The following is a 17,622-nucleotide window of genomic DNA, read 5'->3' on the forward strand; positions in this document are numbered from 1 at the left end:
AAATATTAAAAAAAAGTGTTACTTTTGCTTTAACGAATAAAATTGTTTTTTAGCTTTTTTATGAGTAACTTTATGTGCACCAAGTTATAAAACATTAAAATTCATTCCATGAGAAAAATAATTCTACTTATTACATGTATGTTCGGTATTTCAGTTTTCTCACAGATCAAAGTGTTGAAAAATGAAAGTTTGGTGGAAATTGGTAAAGATAATTCCGTTGGTCTCTATAAAAAGGAAGATAAATTTACAATCAATTACCAGGATCTGAATACCAGCAACCTGAACACAATCCGATCTTTTTCATTCCAGAATCTTAATGGAGATGTAGCCGGATTATATAAACTTATTATGGATGGTTTTGTTTCCACTCCAGAAGAAAATGTTGTATTGGAACTGCCCAATGATATCATAGAACTTCATTATGAAAAAAACTATGGTCAACAAACCATGCAGTTTATCCAGGTGATCAACAAAAACAGAAAATACATCGGAAAATCCCAGTTTTTAAACCAAAAACAGGTGGAAAAAATCTTTGGAAGAACCAATGGAAAGTATGCTATGTATGACAAACCTGCTACGATAAACCCAACGGGTAATAAAGGAGCTACAAATACAGCCTCTACAGCAACTCCTGCATCAGGCGGAGCCAAGAAAAAATCAAGAAAATAATTATATTTTATAAATATTGCGAAACTCATTCTATCGGATGAGTTTTTTTATTTTATTTTTGCAAAAAGATAGTAAAACTTATGCCACTTCAGATAATCAATTTAACCAAAAAATTTGGTGAGCAGACTGCCCTTGACAATATCAACATTTCTATTGATAAAAATGAGATCATTGGTCTTCTTGGCCCAAACGGTGCCGGAAAATCTACCCTGATGAAATCTATTGTCGGTGCACTGAAAATTGATCAGGGAGAAATTATTTTTAATGGAATGAATATCTCAGATCATGAGATTGAAAGCAAAAAGAAAATCGGTTTTCTTCCTGAGAATAATCCGCTTTATCTGGAGATGTATGTGAAAGAATACCTTCAGTTTGTTGCCAACATCCACAAAATTTCTGAATCCAGAGTAGATGAGGTGATCAAACTGGTAGGAATTACTCCTGAAAAATCAAAAAAGATCGGACAATTATCTAAAGGATACAAACAGCGTGTAGGGCTTGCACAGGCCATTATTCATCAGCCGGATTTACTGATTCTGGATGAACCTACCAATGGTCTGGATCCCAACCAGATTATTGAAATCCGTAATGTGGTAAAAGAAATTGGTCAGGCAAAAACAGTTTTACTTTCTACACACATCATGCAGGAAGTGGAAGCGCTTTGCTCAAGAGTCATTCTTATCCATAAAGGAAATATTCTTCAGGACTGCCCTATTGACGAGTTTAAAGGCAAATTTGAAAGCCTGGAAGATGCTTTTGCAAGTTATACCTCTTAAAGAATAATAGATCGCCCGAAAATATTTTCGGGCGATTTTTTTAGTTTTTTATTATATATCCTACAGGTGCTGTAAATTTTAAAATCTCATACTTTTTATAGTGAACCCAGAATTTATTTTTATCATGAAAATCCTGGTTCATGTAAAGCGTATCTTTTTGAGGCATTAATACTACAATAATATCTTTGTCAGTCACTCTCATTTTCTCGCTTACAATGTGAATATTGGACAATTCTTTTATTGAAAAAGATGAATTACTCTGTTCTATTTTTGAAGCATTTATATTTTCTACAAGTTCATTTTTAACCCAATGATTGCGTACTGTGATCATTAAAAAAAATAAAATCAAGCTAATAAACATACCAAAAAAGGCCTTAGAACTTTTTTTCACAATTTCACAATAGATTTCAATAATGGAGAAAACAAAAAAACTAATAATCAGTAGTGCTATAATGAGCTGAACGATATAAATCATTTTAAAAATTCAAAATTTGAGTTAAGTTTAAGTTATTTCTCAATTGAGTTAAGAGTTGTTGTCTGTCTTCTCTTCAGGAGCAGCAACTGTTTCAATACTTTTCTTTTGAACCTGTTCCAACAACTGAAGTCCTAAAAGTCCACTGATTCCTCCATTCGCAGAATCTCCGCTTCCTCCGATTAATACTTCAGGCATAATTCTTACATTCTGATTCGCAATATTTTCCATGATTTTTAATTGAGTAAAATTATTGCCACCCATTGCTTCTACAGACAGTTTGTAAGATTCTGCATTAGATTTACCGATAGCCAGAATTTTTTCTGCTTCAGCATTACCCGTCAAGGAAATCTGTTCGGCACTTGCTTTGGCCAGCAACTCTATTTTTTCTGCTTCGGCTTTTGCAAGAAGTCTTGTTTTCTCTGCTTCTCCGGTTGCCAGCAGTTTCAATCTGTCTCCTTCTGCATTCGCCTGCAACCTTACAGAATTGGCATCTCCGGTTGCTTTTTTCACTGATGCATCTGCGATTCTTTCTGCAATCACAACGCCCTGATCTGCTTTTACAATTTCTTTCTGCATATCCGCAACAGCCGTTTCTTTTTCCAGTGCCTGACGGGTTTCCTGCGCCAGCATTTCAGTTTCATAAGTTATTTTCTGCTCTTCCGCCAGTTTTCTGTCTGTTAAAGTCTTCATTAAACTTTCCGGAGGAACAATAGCTCCAATTAAAGTATCGACAGCGTTGACATTATACTGTTCCAAAACACTGCTGATATGGTCTTTTGCCGACTGTTGTCTTTCTTTTCGGGTTCCTAAAAAGGCAATTACATCACTGTCCTGAGCGGAGTTTCTAAAATAATTCCCAATGGTTGGCTCTAATACCTGGCTGACAAGATTAATCATATTCCCGAAACGGGCAATTACTTTTGGAGCTTCATAAGTAGGAATATGAATAATTTGGGAAACATCAAGATTGAAAGGGAAACCGTCTTTACTTCGTACGGTAATCGTTGAAAGATTTTTATCAAGTTGATGAGATTCGCTTCTTTCATAAGCCCAGTTCAATACCAGGTTGGTGGTAGGAACAAGCTCAACCTTCATGATATAAGGATTAATAGGATATTTTCCAGGGCCAATGGGTTCTGCCCAAACTCCTTTATGACCTTTCTCAACGATATTTCCATGTTTAAAATCAATTCCGCTGAGGTCTTTTCCCTCTTCACCTACATAGCTGATGATTACCCCAACATGACCAATCGGAATTTCCGTCATTTTTACCATTTCAACTTTTGTAAACCAAGGGTTCAGAAAATAGGAACCTGCAAGGATTACCTGCTCCTGAAGACCTTTATATCCTCCGTTATTTAAAAAAGTGTCTACATCCTGAAACTTATTATGATCATTGATAATTTTACCGGCAATCTGACCTTCTTCCAAAGGACTTCCTTCCATTGTGGTGATAATTCCCACCGCATTGTCAGGAATTTGAGTCATATCCGTTAATTCTATTTCAAATAATAAGGTATTGATTCTGTATGATCCCGGGGCAATAATTGCAGTCTGACGGCCTTTTCTTCCTCCATTTTTTAAAAAGGCTTCAGCATCCTGAAAAGAATCGCAGTCCACTTTTCTGGCTAAAATTCTTCCTGTTTCCAGTTCTATCCCATCTTTTGCCAGCAGCAAACCTATTTTGCCGGTCGGAATCACTGTAAAAGGTTGAAAATCGATAGAATATTGCCAGATCCATTTTCCAAAATACACTCCCGGAGCTAATGTCTGAGCTTGAAAACCCGCTTCTCCGTTGGTAGCAATAATTCTGCCTTCCGGAAGTTCCTGTTTTCCTACCAACACAAATTTTTTGGTCACCAAACCAATTTTGTCCTGAGGAACAATGATCAATCCAAAGAAAATTCTCAAAATGAATTTGTAAAAAAGTACGCACAAAAGCGCCATTACGACCGGAATCATCCAGCCATGAAAATCTAATTCCATAGTTTGTTTTTGTTTTTTAATTAAATTTTAAAACAGGGATTGCGCTCTGATTCTTCAGAATACGAAAAAACAGAGTACGAATTATGTGATAATTCTTTCGAAAAAAATTAAGAAATTACAGGAGGAGATGTATTAAAAATCGTGAAGATGATTTCTGATACTTTTAATAGAAAAAACTTAAAGTTAATTAGTTTCATTTTGATAATAAAGAAACGAGATCCTTTGATGGTACAAATGTACATAAGAAAAGTATTCAGTTGTTTCAGAATTTGATACTATTTCGCAAACAAAATAGTAATCAACTGAAAATCAATATCATTATTTTTAAGAACCAATATACAAAAGTCTTAAGAACTTCTTTTTCAGATCTATAAACTCTCTCTTTAATGAAAAATGGCTCTATATTTGATAGAGTCTGAAATATTAACCAATAACCACTCAATATGATAAAGCATATTTTATTAGGGACTTTCTGCTTAGCTCAGTTTTCTTTCGCTTATGCCAAAGAAGTTCCGGTACCTAAAACAGATGGTTTTATAACTTCTTCTGCCCTTCAGCAGGTACCGAAGACTGTCATTATCAAAACCAAAAAGTTCAAGATCAGAATCGACAAACAACCGAATGGCAAGTACCTTTACCAGTCGTGGAATGCCAACGCAAAGATTACGGCAAAACCAAGCATGATCATCAGTGATGGTGAACTGATTCCTGATGGTACAGGAGGAAACTACTATATTAACTTCAATAATGAGGGCCACAGTTATCAGATCTGGAGAAATTATCTTACAGATTCTCCGAAAAAAGCACCTTATACATTAGTTGTAAATGATGCTAACGACCGTGAAATTGTTCGCCAGGACGGATATGTAGTGAAAAATTAAAGCTGGAAGATGGAGGAGAGAAGCTGGAAGTTGTTATAGTCATTCTATAACTTCTCTTTAAGACCTCAAAATCTTTTCTTTCTTATAAAATAAAAATCCGGTATTGATTGATACAGGATTTTTTTATGTTCCGGATTGTCTTAATTCTGTGAAAAAAATACTTTCTTCGTAACTTTCTTTTGCCGCTTTGTAACCGATATTGAAGATCTCTTCCAATCTGTCTTTTCTTCGTTCAAAAGTTCCGTAGGAAGATAATTTTTGGGAAGAAATGAACCAGTCACAGTAATCAAATTTTATTTTTTCAATCCTGTAGGACAAAAGATCGTAAGAACGGGAAACGATAGCTTTAATGGAGTTCAGATCCTTGATCTTTGCTTCGTTGGGTGGCGATACAAATACACCGATCAGTTTATCACAGTCTTCCCTGATGATATCTGCCGGAAAATTATTCAATACTCCTCCATCACAATACATTTCATCACCAATGATGTAAGGTGTCGTTATTCCGGGAATAGAGCATGAAGCAATAATGGCATCAACAATCTCAAAATCTTTATCAAAAATCTTCTGGGTTCCGGCAACAAGCTCTGTGGCCACAATTTTCACTTCGATATCTAAATCACCCAGTTTCATTTCATGGAAAATAGGTTTCAGATAGTTTCTGAAAATTACCGAAGATACAAGTCCAGGCTGATTGAATGTGAAATGTTTCCAGTTGAAAAAATAGACGGAATTGAAAAACTCCAGGATTTCCTCAGGGGTTTTTCCTATAGCGTGAAGGCATCCTACAATAGAGCCTGCGCTGCAGCAGGAAAGGATATCTACTTCAATTCCTTTTTCCCTTAAGAATTTTAATACTCCTGCATGAGCGATTCCTTTGGTACCACCTCCTGATAAAACAAGTCCTACTCTCTCAAAATTCATAGAATAAATGTAAGAAAACAGCCTGATATAATTAAGTTAATTTTTATAAATATGCTGATTTTAAAATTATTTTAATAAAATCTATAATAATGGGACAAAAATTCAATCTAAAAAGTTATACTCTTCGATGTGGTTAGTATTTAATTAAGGTGTATTAAGTATCAAACCTCCCAGGTTTTTGAAACCTGGGAGGTTTATGTATTTTTTTTCAGCATCAACAAAAGAAGCCCGGATTTCTCCGGGCTTTTTATAATATAGATTTCTGTATACTTCAGATTAAATGTGAATCACTTCACCGTAAGCAGCAGCAGCAGCTTCCATAATTGCTTCAGAAACTGTTGGGTGCGGGTGGATAGACTTGATGATCTCATGACCTGTAGTCTCTAGTTTTCTAGCTACAACAGCTTCAGCAACCATATCAGTTACCCCTTCACCGATCATGTGGCATCCTAACCACTCACCATATTTAGCATCAAAAATCACTTTGATAAATCCATCAGTATTTCCGTTTGCAGTAGCTTTACCACTTGCAGAAAGAGGGAATTTACCAACTTTGATTTCGTATCCTTTTTCTTTAGCCTGCTTTTCAGTAAGACCTACAGAAGCTACTTCAGGGTGACAATATGTACATCCAGGAATATTGCCATAGTCGATTTTCTCAACGTGCATTCCTTTGATTTTCTCAACACAAGTGATTCCTTCTGCAGAAGCAACGTGAGCCAATGCCTGAGTCGGGATGATATCTCCGATCGCATAGTAACCAGGTACTGAAGTTTCGTACCATTCGTTTACCAATACTCTTCCTTTGTCTGTCTGGATTCCTACTTCTTCTAATCCGATGTTCTCAATATTAGCAGCAATACCTACAGCAGATAATAAGATATCAGCTTCAAGAGTGATGTTTCCGTTCGCTGTTTTCACAGTAGCTTTTACGCCTTCCCCGCTTGTATCAACACTTTCTACAGAAGCGTTTGTCATAATTTCGATTCCTGTCTTTTTAAGAGATTTTTCTAAGTGTTTAGAGATTTCTTCGTCTTCTACAGGTACGATGTTTGGCATAAATTCAACAACAGTTACTTTAGTTCCCATTGTGTTATAAAAGTCAGCAAACTCTACTCCGATAGCTCCAGAACCTACAACGATCATAGATTTCGGCTGCTCAGGAAGAGATAATGCCTGTCTGTATCCGATTACTTTTTTACCATCCTGCGGTAAGTTTGGTAATTCTCTTGAACGAGCTCCTGTAGCGATAATGATGTGAGTACCTGTATATTCAGTTACTTTACCTTCTTTATCTGTAACAGAAACTTTTTTACCTTTCTGTACTTTTGCAGTACCAAGAATTACGTCAATCTTATTCTTTTTCATCAAGAATTCGATTCCTTTGCTCATTTTGCTGGCAACACCACGGCTTCTCTGAATCACATTCGGGAATTCAAAGCTTGCCTCCACTTTATTCAAACCATAATCTTCAGCATGGTTGATATAATGAAAAACCTGAGCAGATTTCAATAAAGCTTTAGTTGGAATACATCCCCAGTTAAGGCAAATTCCTCCTAAATTTTCTTTCTCGATAATTGCGGTTTTGAAACCTAATTGCGCTGCTCTGATCGCAGTAACATATCCACCAGGACCACTTCCAATGACAATAATATCGTAATTCATTACTTTAAAAATTTTTATGCGAATTTAAGGAAAAATATTGGATGTTTTATGTTTCTTCAGATTGATCTTAAAATGCACTAACAAAGCTATTTTATTCAATTTTAAACAAAGAAAGAGAACACAAAACGCATTCTCTTTCAATAAATTTTCCTTCACATTGAAAACTTCTCAAAGTTCAAGATATAAAAAACAGCTTTTTTTATTTTAATAACTGTAAAAATTCTGTATTATTTCGCCTGTCTAAGTAATCGCTTTTCAGTCGCATATCTTTGATTTAAGGCTTTCATCTGATCTCTCTTCATCTGTTTGGTAGCAAGCGGATGGTTAAGGATAAGTTTTTTCTCCAAATTATATTTTTTGGTAAGCTCTTGCATTTTAATATTGACCAGTTCGCTTTTTGAAGGGTGCGGTGGTTCTGGCGGACGTTTTTGTCCATAGACATTCATAGATAAACCTAGTAACAATACTGTTGAAATTAATAATTTTTTCATAATGTTCATATTTTTGAATGATTTCAATTAATCCAATATCATTTAATGAAACTCATTCCGGTTCATGATGAATCTTGCATATATCATACCAAGATTTTTGGTGAGAAATAAAAAGCAAATTGTATTCATACTGATTTATTAAAATACGTTCTATTTTTTCATACATTTATTAATCTCTTAAATAAGCACTTATGAAGACTTCTGCTAAAAAAACTCACCTGAACAAAGACAATATCTGGCTGAAAGAACCGGAAGATCACGATTTCCCTGCAGCTCAGGACTATCTTGAGCTTCTTTTTCAACCTGATGAAGCACAAAAATTGGTTAAAAAATTAAAGGCTGCTCCTACTATTATAAAGAAGTCGAAAGATATTTTAAGAGCCAGTAAACTTACCTTGTTACCGGAAACTAATATTCATGTGCAAGAAAACCTTAAAAAAGTAGAAAAAAACAAAAAACTTTCTCCCATATTGCTGGTCAGAGGTCAAAACGAGCTGATTATTGCAGATGGATACCACCGCCTGTGTTCAAGCTATTATCTTACGGAAGATTTGGAAGTCCCTTGCAGATTGATTTAAGTAGCTTCAAAAATAACTCCTATCACCAACCAGTGATTTTCATTAAAAAAATTTAAAATATTCATACTTAGGTGATTTTTAGCTATTTTTTTTTATATTTTTGTTTAAATCCAAATTTATACAATATGAAAAAATACATTTCGCTCTTCTTATTTGCAGCTGTTCCCCTAACTGCACAAGTAGGTATTAATACCATGACACCTAACAGTACACTTGCAATCAACGGTTCATTAAGGGCTGGTTATACTGAGATCACCGCCACCACCTATAATATTCTGGCTACTGATCATTACATTACTTATAATGGTACTGCAGATGCCACGTTTACTCTTCCTGTCATCGGAACCGGAACAGCCAGTTATACAGGGAGAATTTACAAGATTAAAAACATTTCCCCGAATGCCATTACGTTACAGGCTTCCAGTGGAAATACATTGAGAATCGACAATACTCCTGTTACTTCTTTTATGATTCCTACAGGGGCGTATGCTGAAGTTGTCAACAACAGCAATACGTCTGGCGGAACATGGGATTTATCTTTTACCGTTCTTCCAAAACCGAGCAACGTGGAAATCTATGGTACACAAGTTCTCATTCCTCCTCATAGACTGGGAACTGCACCTGTTGCTGACTGGACCGGTCATGGTAATGTAGGTTATGATACAGGAGCAGCAAACGACAGATGGTGGATCATTAGCAAAACATCTGTAGATAATGCTCACACTGCCACCTATGCCAATGCCAGCAGAATGACCTTGGTTTATGAATATCAGGGTACTCCGTTCAACGTTAACAATATGTATCCCATCCTTACTGCAGGAAATAATTCAAGTTTCCCGGATGTATTTACAGCGTCTTTTGTAAGCCTTGCTAATAATGGTACTGCAGGAAGAACAAGACTTACTGTATCTGTGGCCCGTATAGATTTCATAGGAAATAACGGATCTAATAACAGTAACTGGACAGGAACATTCTTGCTGAACGTTCTATTGGCTAGAAAATATTAAGCAAATTCTATAATATATATAAAAAAAGAGCAGAAATTTCTGCTCTTTTTTACTTTATAAAACTTCAATATTCTGTTTTAAAGGAAGGTTTTTGGATGAGTTTCCAACCATGATCCTGTAGGTTCCTTTTTCTACAGTCCATTCCATTTTTTCATTCAGAAACTGTAAGTATTTTATGGGAACTTCAATGGTAACAGATTTTGATTCTCCGGGCTGCAATGCTATTTTCTGAAATCCTTTGAGCTCAATAACGGGTCTTGAAACTGAAGCCAATACATCTTTTACATAGAGCTGAACGACTTCACTTCCGGTTTTTGAACCTGTATTTTTTACGTTGACTTTAGCTACAATGGTTTCATTTTCCGAATACTGAGTTTTGCTCAATTGCAGCTCAGAAATTTCAAAAGAGGTATAACTGAGTCCGAAGCCAAACGGATATAATGGTTCTCCACTCAGATCATGATAATCATTTCCTCTTCCTGTTGGATGATGATTATAAGTTAAAGGCAACTGACCTTCCTGAACCGGAAAAGTGACAGGCAGTTTACCTGATGGATTCTCTGCCCCGAAAAGTGTTTTTGCCACAGCATTTCCGCCTTCTTCTCCCGGATACCAAATGTCCAAGATGGCTCCTACCTCGTCTTTCCACGCTGTTGTTTTTATAGCAGAGCCACCTATCAGAACCACAGTTACAGGTTTCTTCAGTTTAGAAACCTCATGAATAAACGCTTCCTGATTTCCAGGCAAACTTAGTGATGATCTGTCCTGAAATTCGCCTTCATGAATTCCAGCAGTAATGATAATGTAATCTGCTTTCTGAGCAAGATCCAAAGCTTCTTTAAAACCTTTCTGATAATGGTGCAAGCCATAGTTCCAGATCAATTCCAGATTAGCTTCACCTCGATTTTCATGGAATTCAATCTTAATATCATATTTTTTCCCTTTTACAAAGTCCACATCAACTGTTTTTGTAGAATAACTCAGCTTTTCCCATTGATCAATGACTAATTTCCCACCCAGGTATAACCTAAAGCCATCATTCCCACGCAAGCCTACTTCAAATTTGCCGGAGCTTGGAGCTTCCAGTTTTCCGGTCCATCGAATACTATAATTGTCAGGCTGCAATTTTTCCGGATCAGGAGAATATAAAGTCCATTTGAAATTGACTTGTTCATCCTGTTTTCCGAAAGCGGGATTGCCTTTTAAATCCGTATTAGAAAAATAGTTTCCCGTTAATCCTTTTTTGTTTTCGGAGGATAAATATTCATTTGAAATAGTGGCAAAGTCTTTTACATTCCAATCAATTCCTTTTGAATAGATAACTTCAGTGTCTGTATTTTTCACATAATTTTTAAGGCCATCCAGGATATTTACTTTTTTGTTTCCAGGCCCTGAATACCCTCCTAATCTTGCATCCACAGCATCTGTTCCCACTACAAGAATCTTTTTAACATTCCCTGGAACAGGAAGTGTCTGACTATTGTTCTGAAGTAATACAAAAGACTCTGCCGCTGCTTTTTCTGCCAAAGGTTTGTGAGTAAGCTTTTTTAAATCTTCAATTTCCTTAGCAGAAACATAGGGGGTTTCAAATAGCCCAAGCTCAAATTTGGCCCTCAAAACTCTTGATACTGCATCATCTATTCTTTCTTTTGAAATTCTTCCATCTAAGAACGGAGGAATGAAGAGCTGATAATGTTTGTATTCTGTCTGAAATATGACATCAAGACCCGCATTAATTGCCTGTGCGGAGGCATCATCATAATCTTTTGCTGTAAAATGCAGCACATTTGCTCCACCAACCGCACTTGCATCACTGATAACAAAGCCTTTGAAATTCCATCCTTTTTTTAATTTTTCCGTTAACAGCCAATGGTTTGCAGTTGAAGGTCTTCCATCAAGCAAATTATAAGAAGTCATTACAGAACGGCTTTTTCCTTTTGTAAAAGCATTGTGAAAAGGGATCAAATGGGTTTCTTCCAAGTATCTTTTGCTCCAATGGATCGGATATGAGTCTCTTCCTCCTTCTCCTACATTGGCTAAAAAGTGCTTGGGTGTGGTAATGATTCCCTGGTTTTCAAATGAACTGACAAAGCTTACTCCCATTACAGAAGTTAAAAAGGGGTCTTCACCATAGGTTTCCTCTGTTCTTCCCCATCTCACATCACTGGCAAGGTTCACCACCGGGGTCAGGATTTGACGAATTCCCCTCAGTTTTGATTCTCTTGCAATAGCTGTTGAAACCTTGGTCATTAATTCCGGATTAAAAGTAGCTGCCAGACCGATTGCCTGCGGAAAAGCAGTAGCACCTTCCCTAACCAATCCATGTAAAGCTTCATCAAAAGGAATAATAGGAATTCCCAATCTTGATTCTTCCACGAAATATTTCTGAATGGCATTGATTTTTTTAACCAATCTTTCTGCATCTTCACTGGCATTATACTTCAATAGCTGTCCCGCTGCACCACCGCCCTGATTTCCTGCACTTACCTGTAATCCGAAAATCCCATGGGAATATTGTCCTTTCGGAACATGATCCAGATCTCCGGGAATCATAAAGCACTGCCAGAATTTTTCTTCTGGTGTCATTCTCTTCAGCAGATCCTGAACTCTGGTTTCAATGGGTTGTTTTGAATCTTTATATAATGGTTTCTGAGCAAATGTAATCACAACATTCAACAATAATGCGGCTCCGGTAAGTTTAAAATAAATACATCTCATTATTGAACGATTTGAATTACGGTTGAATATTTTAACTGATCTCTTTCTTTCGGCAAATTAATTTCAATTGAATTCCCTGATTTTTTCCATTGAATTTTTGAAGAAATACCTAATATTTTCAAAGATTTGGGTTTAAAATTTTCCGGAAGGGAAAAAGTAAGTTTTGAAGGAGCTTTATATTCTGATTGTTCATCCAGATGGAAAACATTTACCGTCTTATGATCTTTGCTTTGCGTATAATAAAAATTTCCGTCGTGATAAGGCGCAATGCTTCTTGTTGCAAAAACCGCAGACTGATTTTTCTCCATCCAATTGGAAATCTGCTGTAACCTTTCATAAACTATCGGATCATAATCTCCGTTAGGTCCGGGCGCAATATTCATAAGGTAATTTCCTCCTCTTGAAATGATTTTCACAAGAGTTTCAATGATCTTTTGAGAGGTTTTATAGTTGTCATTAGGAACATAGGAAAAGGAATCTCCCATTGTGATGCAGCTTTCCCAGGGAATGGAAAGAGCATGTTCCGGAACTGCCTGCTCAGGAGTTACATAGTTTTCCCATTTTCCGGAAACAGTACGATCGACAATAATAATCCCTGGCTGATTTTTTCTGGCCATTGTTCCTATTTTATCCATATCGATATCCTGCTCTACTTTGATGGTGCGCTGCCATTCTACTTTGGGGTCTATAGTGTGAAAAGGACGTACCCAGCCGCCATCCAGCCAAAGAATATCAACTTTCCCATAATTGGAAGTAATTTCGTTCAGCTGATTGAAAGTGAATTTTTTAAAATTCTCCCATCTTTCAGGATATTTCTTTGGATCATAATTGACATTTCTGTCTTTGGGTGGAAAATAAGACCACCAGTAATCATCGGAATGCCAATCAGGTTTTGAATAATAAGCACCAATTTTAAATCCTTCTTTTCTGAATGTATTGAAAATCTCTTTCGTCACATCGGATTTTGGATTTTTTGAAAAAGGAGTTTTAGGAGAAGTGATTTTATAATCCGACTGGCGGGTATCAAACATAGCAAAACCATCATGATGCTTGGTTGTAAAAACTACATATTTCATTCCAGCCTTTTTTACTGCTTCAGCCCATTTCTGAGGATTGAACTGAGTTGGATTGAAAGTTGTCTGAAGATTTTCGTAATTCTTCACATATTGGTAGTAAGATTTTCCGTATTCTGGTTTTCGCTGTGTCCATGATTCATCTTCCGGGCATAAGCTCCAGCTCTCAACAATCCCCCACTGGCTGTAGGTTCCCCAATGCATAAACAGTCCGAATTTCATATCCTGCCACTGCTCCAGATTCTGGACAACCAAAGGGTCTGTAGGCTTCTGATAACCTTCTGATACATTATGAGCTTGTGAAAAAGCAATTGAACTTATAAAAAGGAATGAAAGAAAAAAGGGTTTTATTTTGGATATAACCAGCATATGGAATAGTTTTCCGCTAATTTAATTATCCTTTAGGAAACCCGCAAACATTAGGATTCCAAGAGATTAAGAATCGCTTCATCAAATGTAGAATATGAAAACTTAAATCCACTTTTTATAAGTTTTTCCGGATAGACGTTTCTGCTTTTTAATAATAATTCCGTTTCCGTATTCAGGAATATGGAGGCTATTTCCAGCTGCCAGACGGGAGCATTGAGTCCAAAAGCAACTTTTGTTTTATGTCTTAGTTTTCTCATCATGCTTTGATTGGAAAGAGGAGTCGGAGCAGTTATATTCACTGTTCCTGAAAGATTCTCATCCTGAATAATCCAATCCACTGCTCTACAGAAATCTTCGATATGAACCCAGCTTACCATCTGATTTCCTCTTCCCTGCTTTCCACCTAAGCCCAGTTTTGTAATCATTTTCAGCTTCGGAAAAGCGCCGCCATTATTTCCAAGAACAATGGAAGTTCGAAGGGCAACTTTTCGTATTTCTTCATTTTTACCTGCAAAAAATTCTTCTTCCCAGCTTTTGCAGATATTCATAGAAAAGTCGTCTCCCACAATTCCGTTTTCTTCTGTGTTTAAGTTCTTTTCAGAGTGAACATAAATGGTTGCAGAACTGGCATTCAGCCATACTTTTGGTTTATGAGAACATTGATCTACTGCTTTCTGTAATATTCTTGTACTGTTGATTCTTGAGGAATAGATTTCCTGTTTATTTTTCTCATGATAGCGGCAATCTACAGACTTCCCTGTCAGGTTGATGAGAACATCTGCTTTTTCAAGGTTATTTTTCCATTCACTTATTGTTTGGGCATTCCAATAGATTTCATTTTTACGTTGAGGATTGCGGGTAAGAATGTAGACCTGATTTCCTTTTGTTGTAAAGTATTTTTCCAGGTTTTCACCGAGAAATCCGGAGCCTCCGGCTATGATTATTTTCATGGTTTGAGATTTAATGTTTTGGGTTCAAAGTTCAAAGTTTATGGTTTGCCCACAGATTTCACTAATTTGCACAGATGATCCTGGAGAGAGAAAGATGTTCTTTAATCTTATTCTTTTTAATGAATGTATTTTTTGGTTTTGACCTGAATTTCTGAGCCTTCGGCAAGCATTACGGAAACAGGTTTCTGATGGTTCAGGTCTTCGAAATTATTTCCATAAATCTTTTGAAAATCTACTTCTAATTGATATTCTTTTACAGTATAGCATTCCCATTTTGGATGGCAGACTTCGTATTCTGAGGTTGTATTTTCCTTTTTTGTAAAGCCAAAATAATGTTCTGTAATAAATTCAAATTCTGAGTTTTCCTCCATTGGTTTCGCTGTATTTTCAGCCATAATCTGAATAGAATGCCAGCTTTTATCTTTCCATGAATATCGGATCAGCAGTTCATCTTCTCTTTTTTCAATCTGATTTTTCATAGGCATGGTATGATAATTTTCTTTGTAAATAGAATTAGCGACCAGGCTTAGTGCAGGCTTTGGAACAATTTCTTTAATAAACACGACTCCTCTTTTCCAGATTCCATTTTCTTTTTTCTTTACGTAAAACCTTAGATTCACTTCTTCAAAGTTTCGGTGAAAAGGAATAGGAACTCCCAGTAGTCTGGTATTTAAAAACATAAATCCAACCAGGCTTACATAACATTTGCCTTTATAAAAATCAAGCTCTGTTCCTTTTGGAAGATAGGGCTGCAAAATTTCAGGATTAATCTCGTAATTGATGATGGCCAGTTTTCGCCATTCTGCTTTTAAAAAGTTCATAACTATGTTTTTTAGGTTAAAAAATCGCAATTCCGTCACGGACAGAAGATTCTGCAATGGTTTTGATCATTTCATTTCTTTGAATCAGAAAGTTTTTGAGATACGTTCTTAGAAAAACAGCATTAAATAGCTTTCCAATGATGCCCAGCGGAGATTCAAATTCGAAAATATCTGTCATCAAAGTATTTCCGTTTACAGATTTAAAAATATGATGGTGGCGCATGAACTTGAAAGCTCCTTTCTGCATGACATCAATAAACTGAAACGGTTTTTCCATGCTGACAATTTTTGTAGTGAGGTTTTGATATACTCCCAGATGTTTTGCCCGCCAGGTTACGGTTTCATTTTCTTCAATCAGTCCTGAAGTACGTCCTGCAATGGCTTTTTCATGAGATTTTGAGGTGGACTGCTGATGCAGATCAATATTTCTTGCCAGATCAAAAACATAGTGAATATCTGCTTTGATGACTGTATTTAAATAGATGGTTGACATTTTTTTAAGGTTTAAAATTTTATAGTTTAAAGTGATCCTTTTCGTCTGAAATAAATAATCAGGAATAAGTGAATGATTAAATTTCTCATAATTATTATTCATTTAAAATTTTCAGTAATTTTTGAAATATGGGTTCAAATAAAAAACTAGTTTCTTTTCACATGAAGAATTTCAACCAAATCCAGATATCTTTTGTGCGATATAATGGAGAGTCCGTTTTTGATAAACTGATCTTTAAGATCTTCCAGGCTTTCATTTTTATTGATATAATGGAACAATTTTCCAAATTCATTCCCAAAAACCTTTGTCACAAGAACCTCTATATACCATTTCACACAATTGAATCTCCACTTTGTTTTAGGTTTCACAAATTCTACAATGATAATTTCACCTTTCTCATCAATGATATTTGAAAGTTTATCTGCAAAAATCGGCTTCTGGTCTTCTTCTATCGTCTTTGTCCCGTAAGAGCAAAGGATAATATCCATAGAATGATCGGGAATCTGGCTTTCGAAAAAATCGTTCCGGATCTGTTGTATTGACAATTTGTTTTTGAATGTTGCAGCCAGTTTCATATGCATTGCTGATGAGAAATCCAGTGCTACAATTTCTGTATTATCATTGTGTGCCTGTATAAATTCTAAATTTTCTCCCTGCCCGCTCATCAAGTCCAAAACTCTTTTATCCCCGTAGCTTTTCACCTTTTGAACAGCCATTTTCCTAAACAGTCTGGTAAACCCTAAAGATGCAATTTCATTAACATAATACCTGGGTTGCAGGTTGTCAAAATATTTTTGCAGATCATTCATTTTCAGATTGTGTTTTTATAGATTGTAATACATGGTTTTGCATTTTATCAATGATATAGCCGGACCAATTTTTCCAATACCAGGTGGGGGCAATTTTGTAACTGTATTTTGTTTTTGCAATGATCTTTGTTCTATTTTCTGATAGCTTATCTAAAGTAATTTCGCCATATTTCACAATAAAATAATCGTGCAAATGCTTAGCATCAATATTTTGATAAGGTGTTATTTCTTTCATTGGAACAGTCTGATTTTCCAAAAAGAATTTCACTTTTTTATTTTCAATAAATTCATTGATATTAAGTTGTAATTCATCATTATTGGTCTGACAGCTATAGCCCAATTTTCCGTTGTCATTAACAAGTTTTATATTCTTTGGATAACTGACTCCTTTTTCAAACAGTATAAAATCAGGAGTATCGAAATTGATTTGTGTATTTAAAAGTTTCCAAACTTTTTCATTGGAAGAATTCACAATCATTTCTGTTGTAATAGTTTCCTCAATAGGTTTTGTATAGGTATCGAAAATATAAGATGCAGGATTGATAAAAAGAATAAATACTATAACACTTCCGGTATGCCGTTTTTCGTCAAATACTCCTATGATAAAACCAATATTGAAGCCCACGAACATCGCAAAGCCAATAAATGGAATAGCCATAATAATGCAAATAGCTCCTTCTACACCAGCTCCTATTAAAATCAGAGAGAAAATGACTAATCCTAAAACTATTTTTAAGATAGTCTTCAGAACATTCATTAATCCAATTTTTTTAAAATACTTTACATATCCGATGATAAATCCAATAGAAACCGGAATGGTGAGGAACATTGTCACTCCATATTCACCTTTGGCAACAAGAAAAAACCATACGGCAACAATTAAAACAACAGTCAGAAAGAGACTTAAATAGAGATAACGTTTTAAAAAATTCTTCAT

General features: G+C 35.7%; 17 protein-coding genes. 5 read left to right on the forward strand and 12 right to left on the reverse strand.

Annotated elements, in window-relative coordinates; genetic code table 11:
• Positions 1 to 108 precede the first annotated feature (108 nt).
• Both BUE84_RS15070 and BUE84_RS15075 read left to right on the forward strand, forming a co-directional pair.
• Positions 109 to 669: a hypothetical protein gene (locus tag BUE84_RS15070; RefSeq protein ID WP_034696405.1), complete on the forward strand. Its 561-nt coding sequence runs from the start codon at positions 109 to 111 to the stop codon at positions 667 to 669.
• 80 nt (positions 670 to 749) lie between these two features.
• Positions 750 to 1,445, forward strand: coding sequence for an ABC transporter ATP-binding protein (locus BUE84_RS15075; RefSeq protein WP_079242376.1), 696 nt, complete (start codon positions 750 to 752; stop codon positions 1,443 to 1,445).
• Positions 1,446 to 1,485: 40 nt separating this feature from the next.
• Here the strand turns inward: BUE84_RS15075 and BUE84_RS15080 are convergent, their stop codons facing one another.
• Both BUE84_RS15080 and BUE84_RS15085 read right to left on the reverse strand, forming a co-directional pair.
• Positions 1,486 to 1,920 (reverse strand): hypothetical protein, encoded by a 435-nt coding sequence (locus BUE84_RS15080; protein ID WP_079242377.1) that lies wholly within the window; start codon positions 1,918 to 1,920, stop codon positions 1,486 to 1,488.
• A 48-nt stretch (positions 1,921 to 1,968) separates the two neighbouring features.
• Entirely contained in the window at positions 1,969 to 3,906 is a 1,938-nt protein-coding gene (locus BUE84_RS15085) for an SPFH domain-containing protein (protein WP_079242378.1), read from the reverse strand.
• A 443-nt stretch (positions 3,907 to 4,349) separates the two neighbouring features.
• On the opposite strand from BUE84_RS15085, the gene BUE84_RS15090 reads away from it, so the two are divergent.
• Positions 4,350 to 4,787: a hypothetical protein gene (locus BUE84_RS15090; protein WP_079242379.1), complete on the forward strand. Its 438-nt coding sequence runs from the start codon at positions 4,350 to 4,352 to the stop codon at positions 4,785 to 4,787.
• Between the two features lie 123 nt (positions 4,788 to 4,910).
• On the opposite strand, the gene BUE84_RS15095 is transcribed toward BUE84_RS15090, so the two are convergent.
• The 3 genes from BUE84_RS15095 to BUE84_RS15105 all read right to left on the reverse strand — a co-directional run bounded on the left by BUE84_RS15095 (position 4,911) and on the right by BUE84_RS15105 (position 7,867).
• Positions 4,911 to 5,711 carry a patatin-like phospholipase family protein gene (locus BUE84_RS15095; protein ID WP_079242380.1) on the reverse strand — a complete coding sequence of 267 codons (801 nt, stop codon included), beginning with the start codon at positions 5,709 to 5,711 and terminating at the stop codon, positions 4,911 to 4,913.
• Positions 5,712 to 5,987: 276 nt separating this feature from the next.
• On the reverse strand, positions 5,988 to 7,376 hold the full coding sequence (lpdA, locus tag BUE84_RS15100) for a dihydrolipoyl dehydrogenase (RefSeq protein ID WP_047378183.1): 1,389 nt from the start codon (positions 7,374 to 7,376) through the stop codon (positions 5,988 to 5,990).
• 227 nt (positions 7,377 to 7,603) lie between these two features.
• Positions 7,604 to 7,867 carry a hypothetical protein gene (locus BUE84_RS15105; RefSeq protein ID WP_238594268.1) on the reverse strand — a complete coding sequence of 88 codons (264 nt, stop codon included), beginning with the start codon at positions 7,865 to 7,867 and terminating at the stop codon, positions 7,604 to 7,606.
• 191 nt (positions 7,868 to 8,058) lie between these two features.
• On the opposite strand from BUE84_RS15105, the gene BUE84_RS15110 reads away from it, so the two are divergent.
• Entirely contained in the window at positions 8,059 to 8,445 is a 387-nt protein-coding gene (locus BUE84_RS15110) for a hypothetical protein (protein ID WP_079242382.1), read from the forward strand.
• Positions 8,446 to 8,570: 125 nt separating this feature from the next.
• Positions 8,571 to 9,452, forward strand: coding sequence for a hypothetical protein (locus BUE84_RS15115; RefSeq protein ID WP_079242383.1), 882 nt, complete (start codon positions 8,571 to 8,573; stop codon positions 9,450 to 9,452).
• Between the two features lie 54 nt (positions 9,453 to 9,506).
• On the opposite strand, the gene BUE84_RS15120 is transcribed toward BUE84_RS15115, so the two are convergent.
• The 7 genes from BUE84_RS15120 to BUE84_RS15150 form a co-directional block, all read right to left on the reverse strand.
• Positions 9,507 to 12,170 carry a beta-glucosidase gene (locus BUE84_RS15120; protein WP_079242384.1) on the reverse strand — a complete coding sequence of 888 codons (2,664 nt, stop codon included), beginning with the start codon at positions 12,168 to 12,170 and terminating at the stop codon, positions 9,507 to 9,509.
• Entirely contained in the window at positions 12,170 to 13,612 is a 1,443-nt protein-coding gene (locus tag BUE84_RS15125; protein ID WP_079242385.1) for an alpha-L-fucosidase, read from the reverse strand. The genes BUE84_RS15120 and BUE84_RS15125 overlap by 1 nt, the downstream gene beginning before the upstream one ends.
• Before the next feature lie 50 nt (positions 13,613 to 13,662).
• The gene (locus tag BUE84_RS15130; protein WP_079242386.1) at positions 13,663 to 14,562 is read right to left on the reverse strand and encodes a TIGR01777 family oxidoreductase; all 900 of its coding nucleotides are present in this window, start codon (positions 14,560 to 14,562) and stop codon (positions 13,663 to 13,665) included.
• Positions 14,563 to 14,678: 116 nt separating this feature from the next.
• Positions 14,679 to 15,383 carry a YqjF family protein gene (locus tag BUE84_RS15135; RefSeq protein WP_079242387.1) on the reverse strand — a complete coding sequence of 235 codons (705 nt, stop codon included), beginning with the start codon at positions 15,381 to 15,383 and terminating at the stop codon, positions 14,679 to 14,681.
• Between the two features lie 16 nt (positions 15,384 to 15,399).
• Entirely contained in the window at positions 15,400 to 15,876 is a 477-nt protein-coding gene (locus tag BUE84_RS15140) for an SRPBCC family protein (protein ID WP_079243958.1), read from the reverse strand.
• 146 nt (positions 15,877 to 16,022) lie between these two features.
• Positions 16,023 to 16,685 (reverse strand): class I SAM-dependent methyltransferase, encoded by a 663-nt coding sequence (locus BUE84_RS15145; protein ID WP_079242388.1) that lies wholly within the window; start codon positions 16,683 to 16,685, stop codon positions 16,023 to 16,025.
• On the reverse strand, positions 16,678 to 17,622 hold the full coding sequence (locus BUE84_RS15150; protein WP_079242389.1) for a hypothetical protein: 945 nt from the start codon (positions 17,620 to 17,622) through the stop codon (positions 16,678 to 16,680). The genes BUE84_RS15145 and BUE84_RS15150 overlap by 8 nt, the downstream gene beginning before the upstream one ends.

The organism is Chryseobacterium indologenes (assembly GCF_002025665.1).
In the GTDB taxonomy this organism is placed as follows: domain Bacteria; phylum Bacteroidota; class Bacteroidia; order Flavobacteriales; family Weeksellaceae; genus Chryseobacterium; species Chryseobacterium metallicongregator.

What these genes read in the sequence shown, in the direction of transcription:
- BUE84_RS15095 (WP_079242380.1), bottom strand. Translation starts at nt 5,711, where the DNA reads ATGAATTTTGAGAGAGTAGGACTTGTTTTATCAGGAGGTGGTACCAAA.
- BUE84_RS15070 (WP_034696405.1), top strand. Translation starts at nt 109, where the DNA reads ATGAGAAAAATAATTCTACTTATTACATGTATGTTCGGTATTTCAGTT.
- BUE84_RS15085 (WP_079242378.1), bottom strand. Translation starts at nt 3,906, where the DNA reads ATGGAATTAGATTTTCATGGCTGGATGATTCCGGTCGTAATGGCGCTT.
- BUE84_RS15150 (WP_079242389.1), bottom strand. Translation starts at nt 17,622, where the DNA reads ATGAAGAATTTTTTAAAACGTTATCTCTATTTAAGTCTCTTTCTGACT.
- BUE84_RS15090 (WP_079242379.1), top strand. Translation starts at nt 4,350, where the DNA reads ATGATAAAGCATATTTTATTAGGGACTTTCTGCTTAGCTCAGTTTTCT.
- lpdA (WP_047378183.1), bottom strand. Translation starts at nt 7,376, where the DNA reads ATGAATTACGATATTATTGTCATTGGAAGTGGTCCTGGTGGATATGTT.
- BUE84_RS15125 (WP_079242385.1), bottom strand. Translation starts at nt 13,612, where the DNA reads ATGCTGGTTATATCCAAAATAAAACCCTTTTTTCTTTCATTCCTTTTT.
- BUE84_RS15105 (WP_238594268.1), bottom strand. Translation starts at nt 7,867, where the DNA reads ATGAAAAAATTATTAATTTCAACAGTATTGTTACTAGGTTTATCTATG.
- BUE84_RS15110 (WP_079242382.1), top strand. Translation starts at nt 8,059, where the DNA reads ATGAAGACTTCTGCTAAAAAAACTCACCTGAACAAAGACAATATCTGG.
- BUE84_RS15135 (WP_079242387.1), bottom strand. Translation starts at nt 15,383, where the DNA reads ATGAACTTTTTAAAAGCAGAATGGCGAAAACTGGCCATCATCAATTAC.
- BUE84_RS15080 (WP_079242377.1), bottom strand. Translation starts at nt 1,920, where the DNA reads ATGATTTATATCGTTCAGCTCATTATAGCACTACTGATTATTAGTTTT.
- BUE84_RS15120 (WP_079242384.1), bottom strand. Translation starts at nt 12,170, where the DNA reads ATGAGATGTATTTATTTTAAACTTACCGGAGCCGCATTATTGTTGAAT.
- BUE84_RS15140 (WP_079243958.1), bottom strand. Translation starts at nt 15,876, where the DNA reads ATGTCAACCATCTATTTAAATACAGTCATCAAAGCAGATATTCACTAT.
- BUE84_RS15130 (WP_079242386.1), bottom strand. Translation starts at nt 14,562, where the DNA reads ATGAAAATAATCATAGCCGGAGGCTCCGGATTTCTCGGTGAAAACCTG.
- BUE84_RS15075 (WP_079242376.1), top strand. Translation starts at nt 750, where the DNA reads ATGCCACTTCAGATAATCAATTTAACCAAAAAATTTGGTGAGCAGACT.
- BUE84_RS15145 (WP_079242388.1), bottom strand. Translation starts at nt 16,685, where the DNA reads ATGAATGATCTGCAAAAATATTTTGACAACCTGCAACCCAGGTATTAT.
- BUE84_RS15115 (WP_079242383.1), top strand. Translation starts at nt 8,571, where the DNA reads ATGAAAAAATACATTTCGCTCTTCTTATTTGCAGCTGTTCCCCTAACT.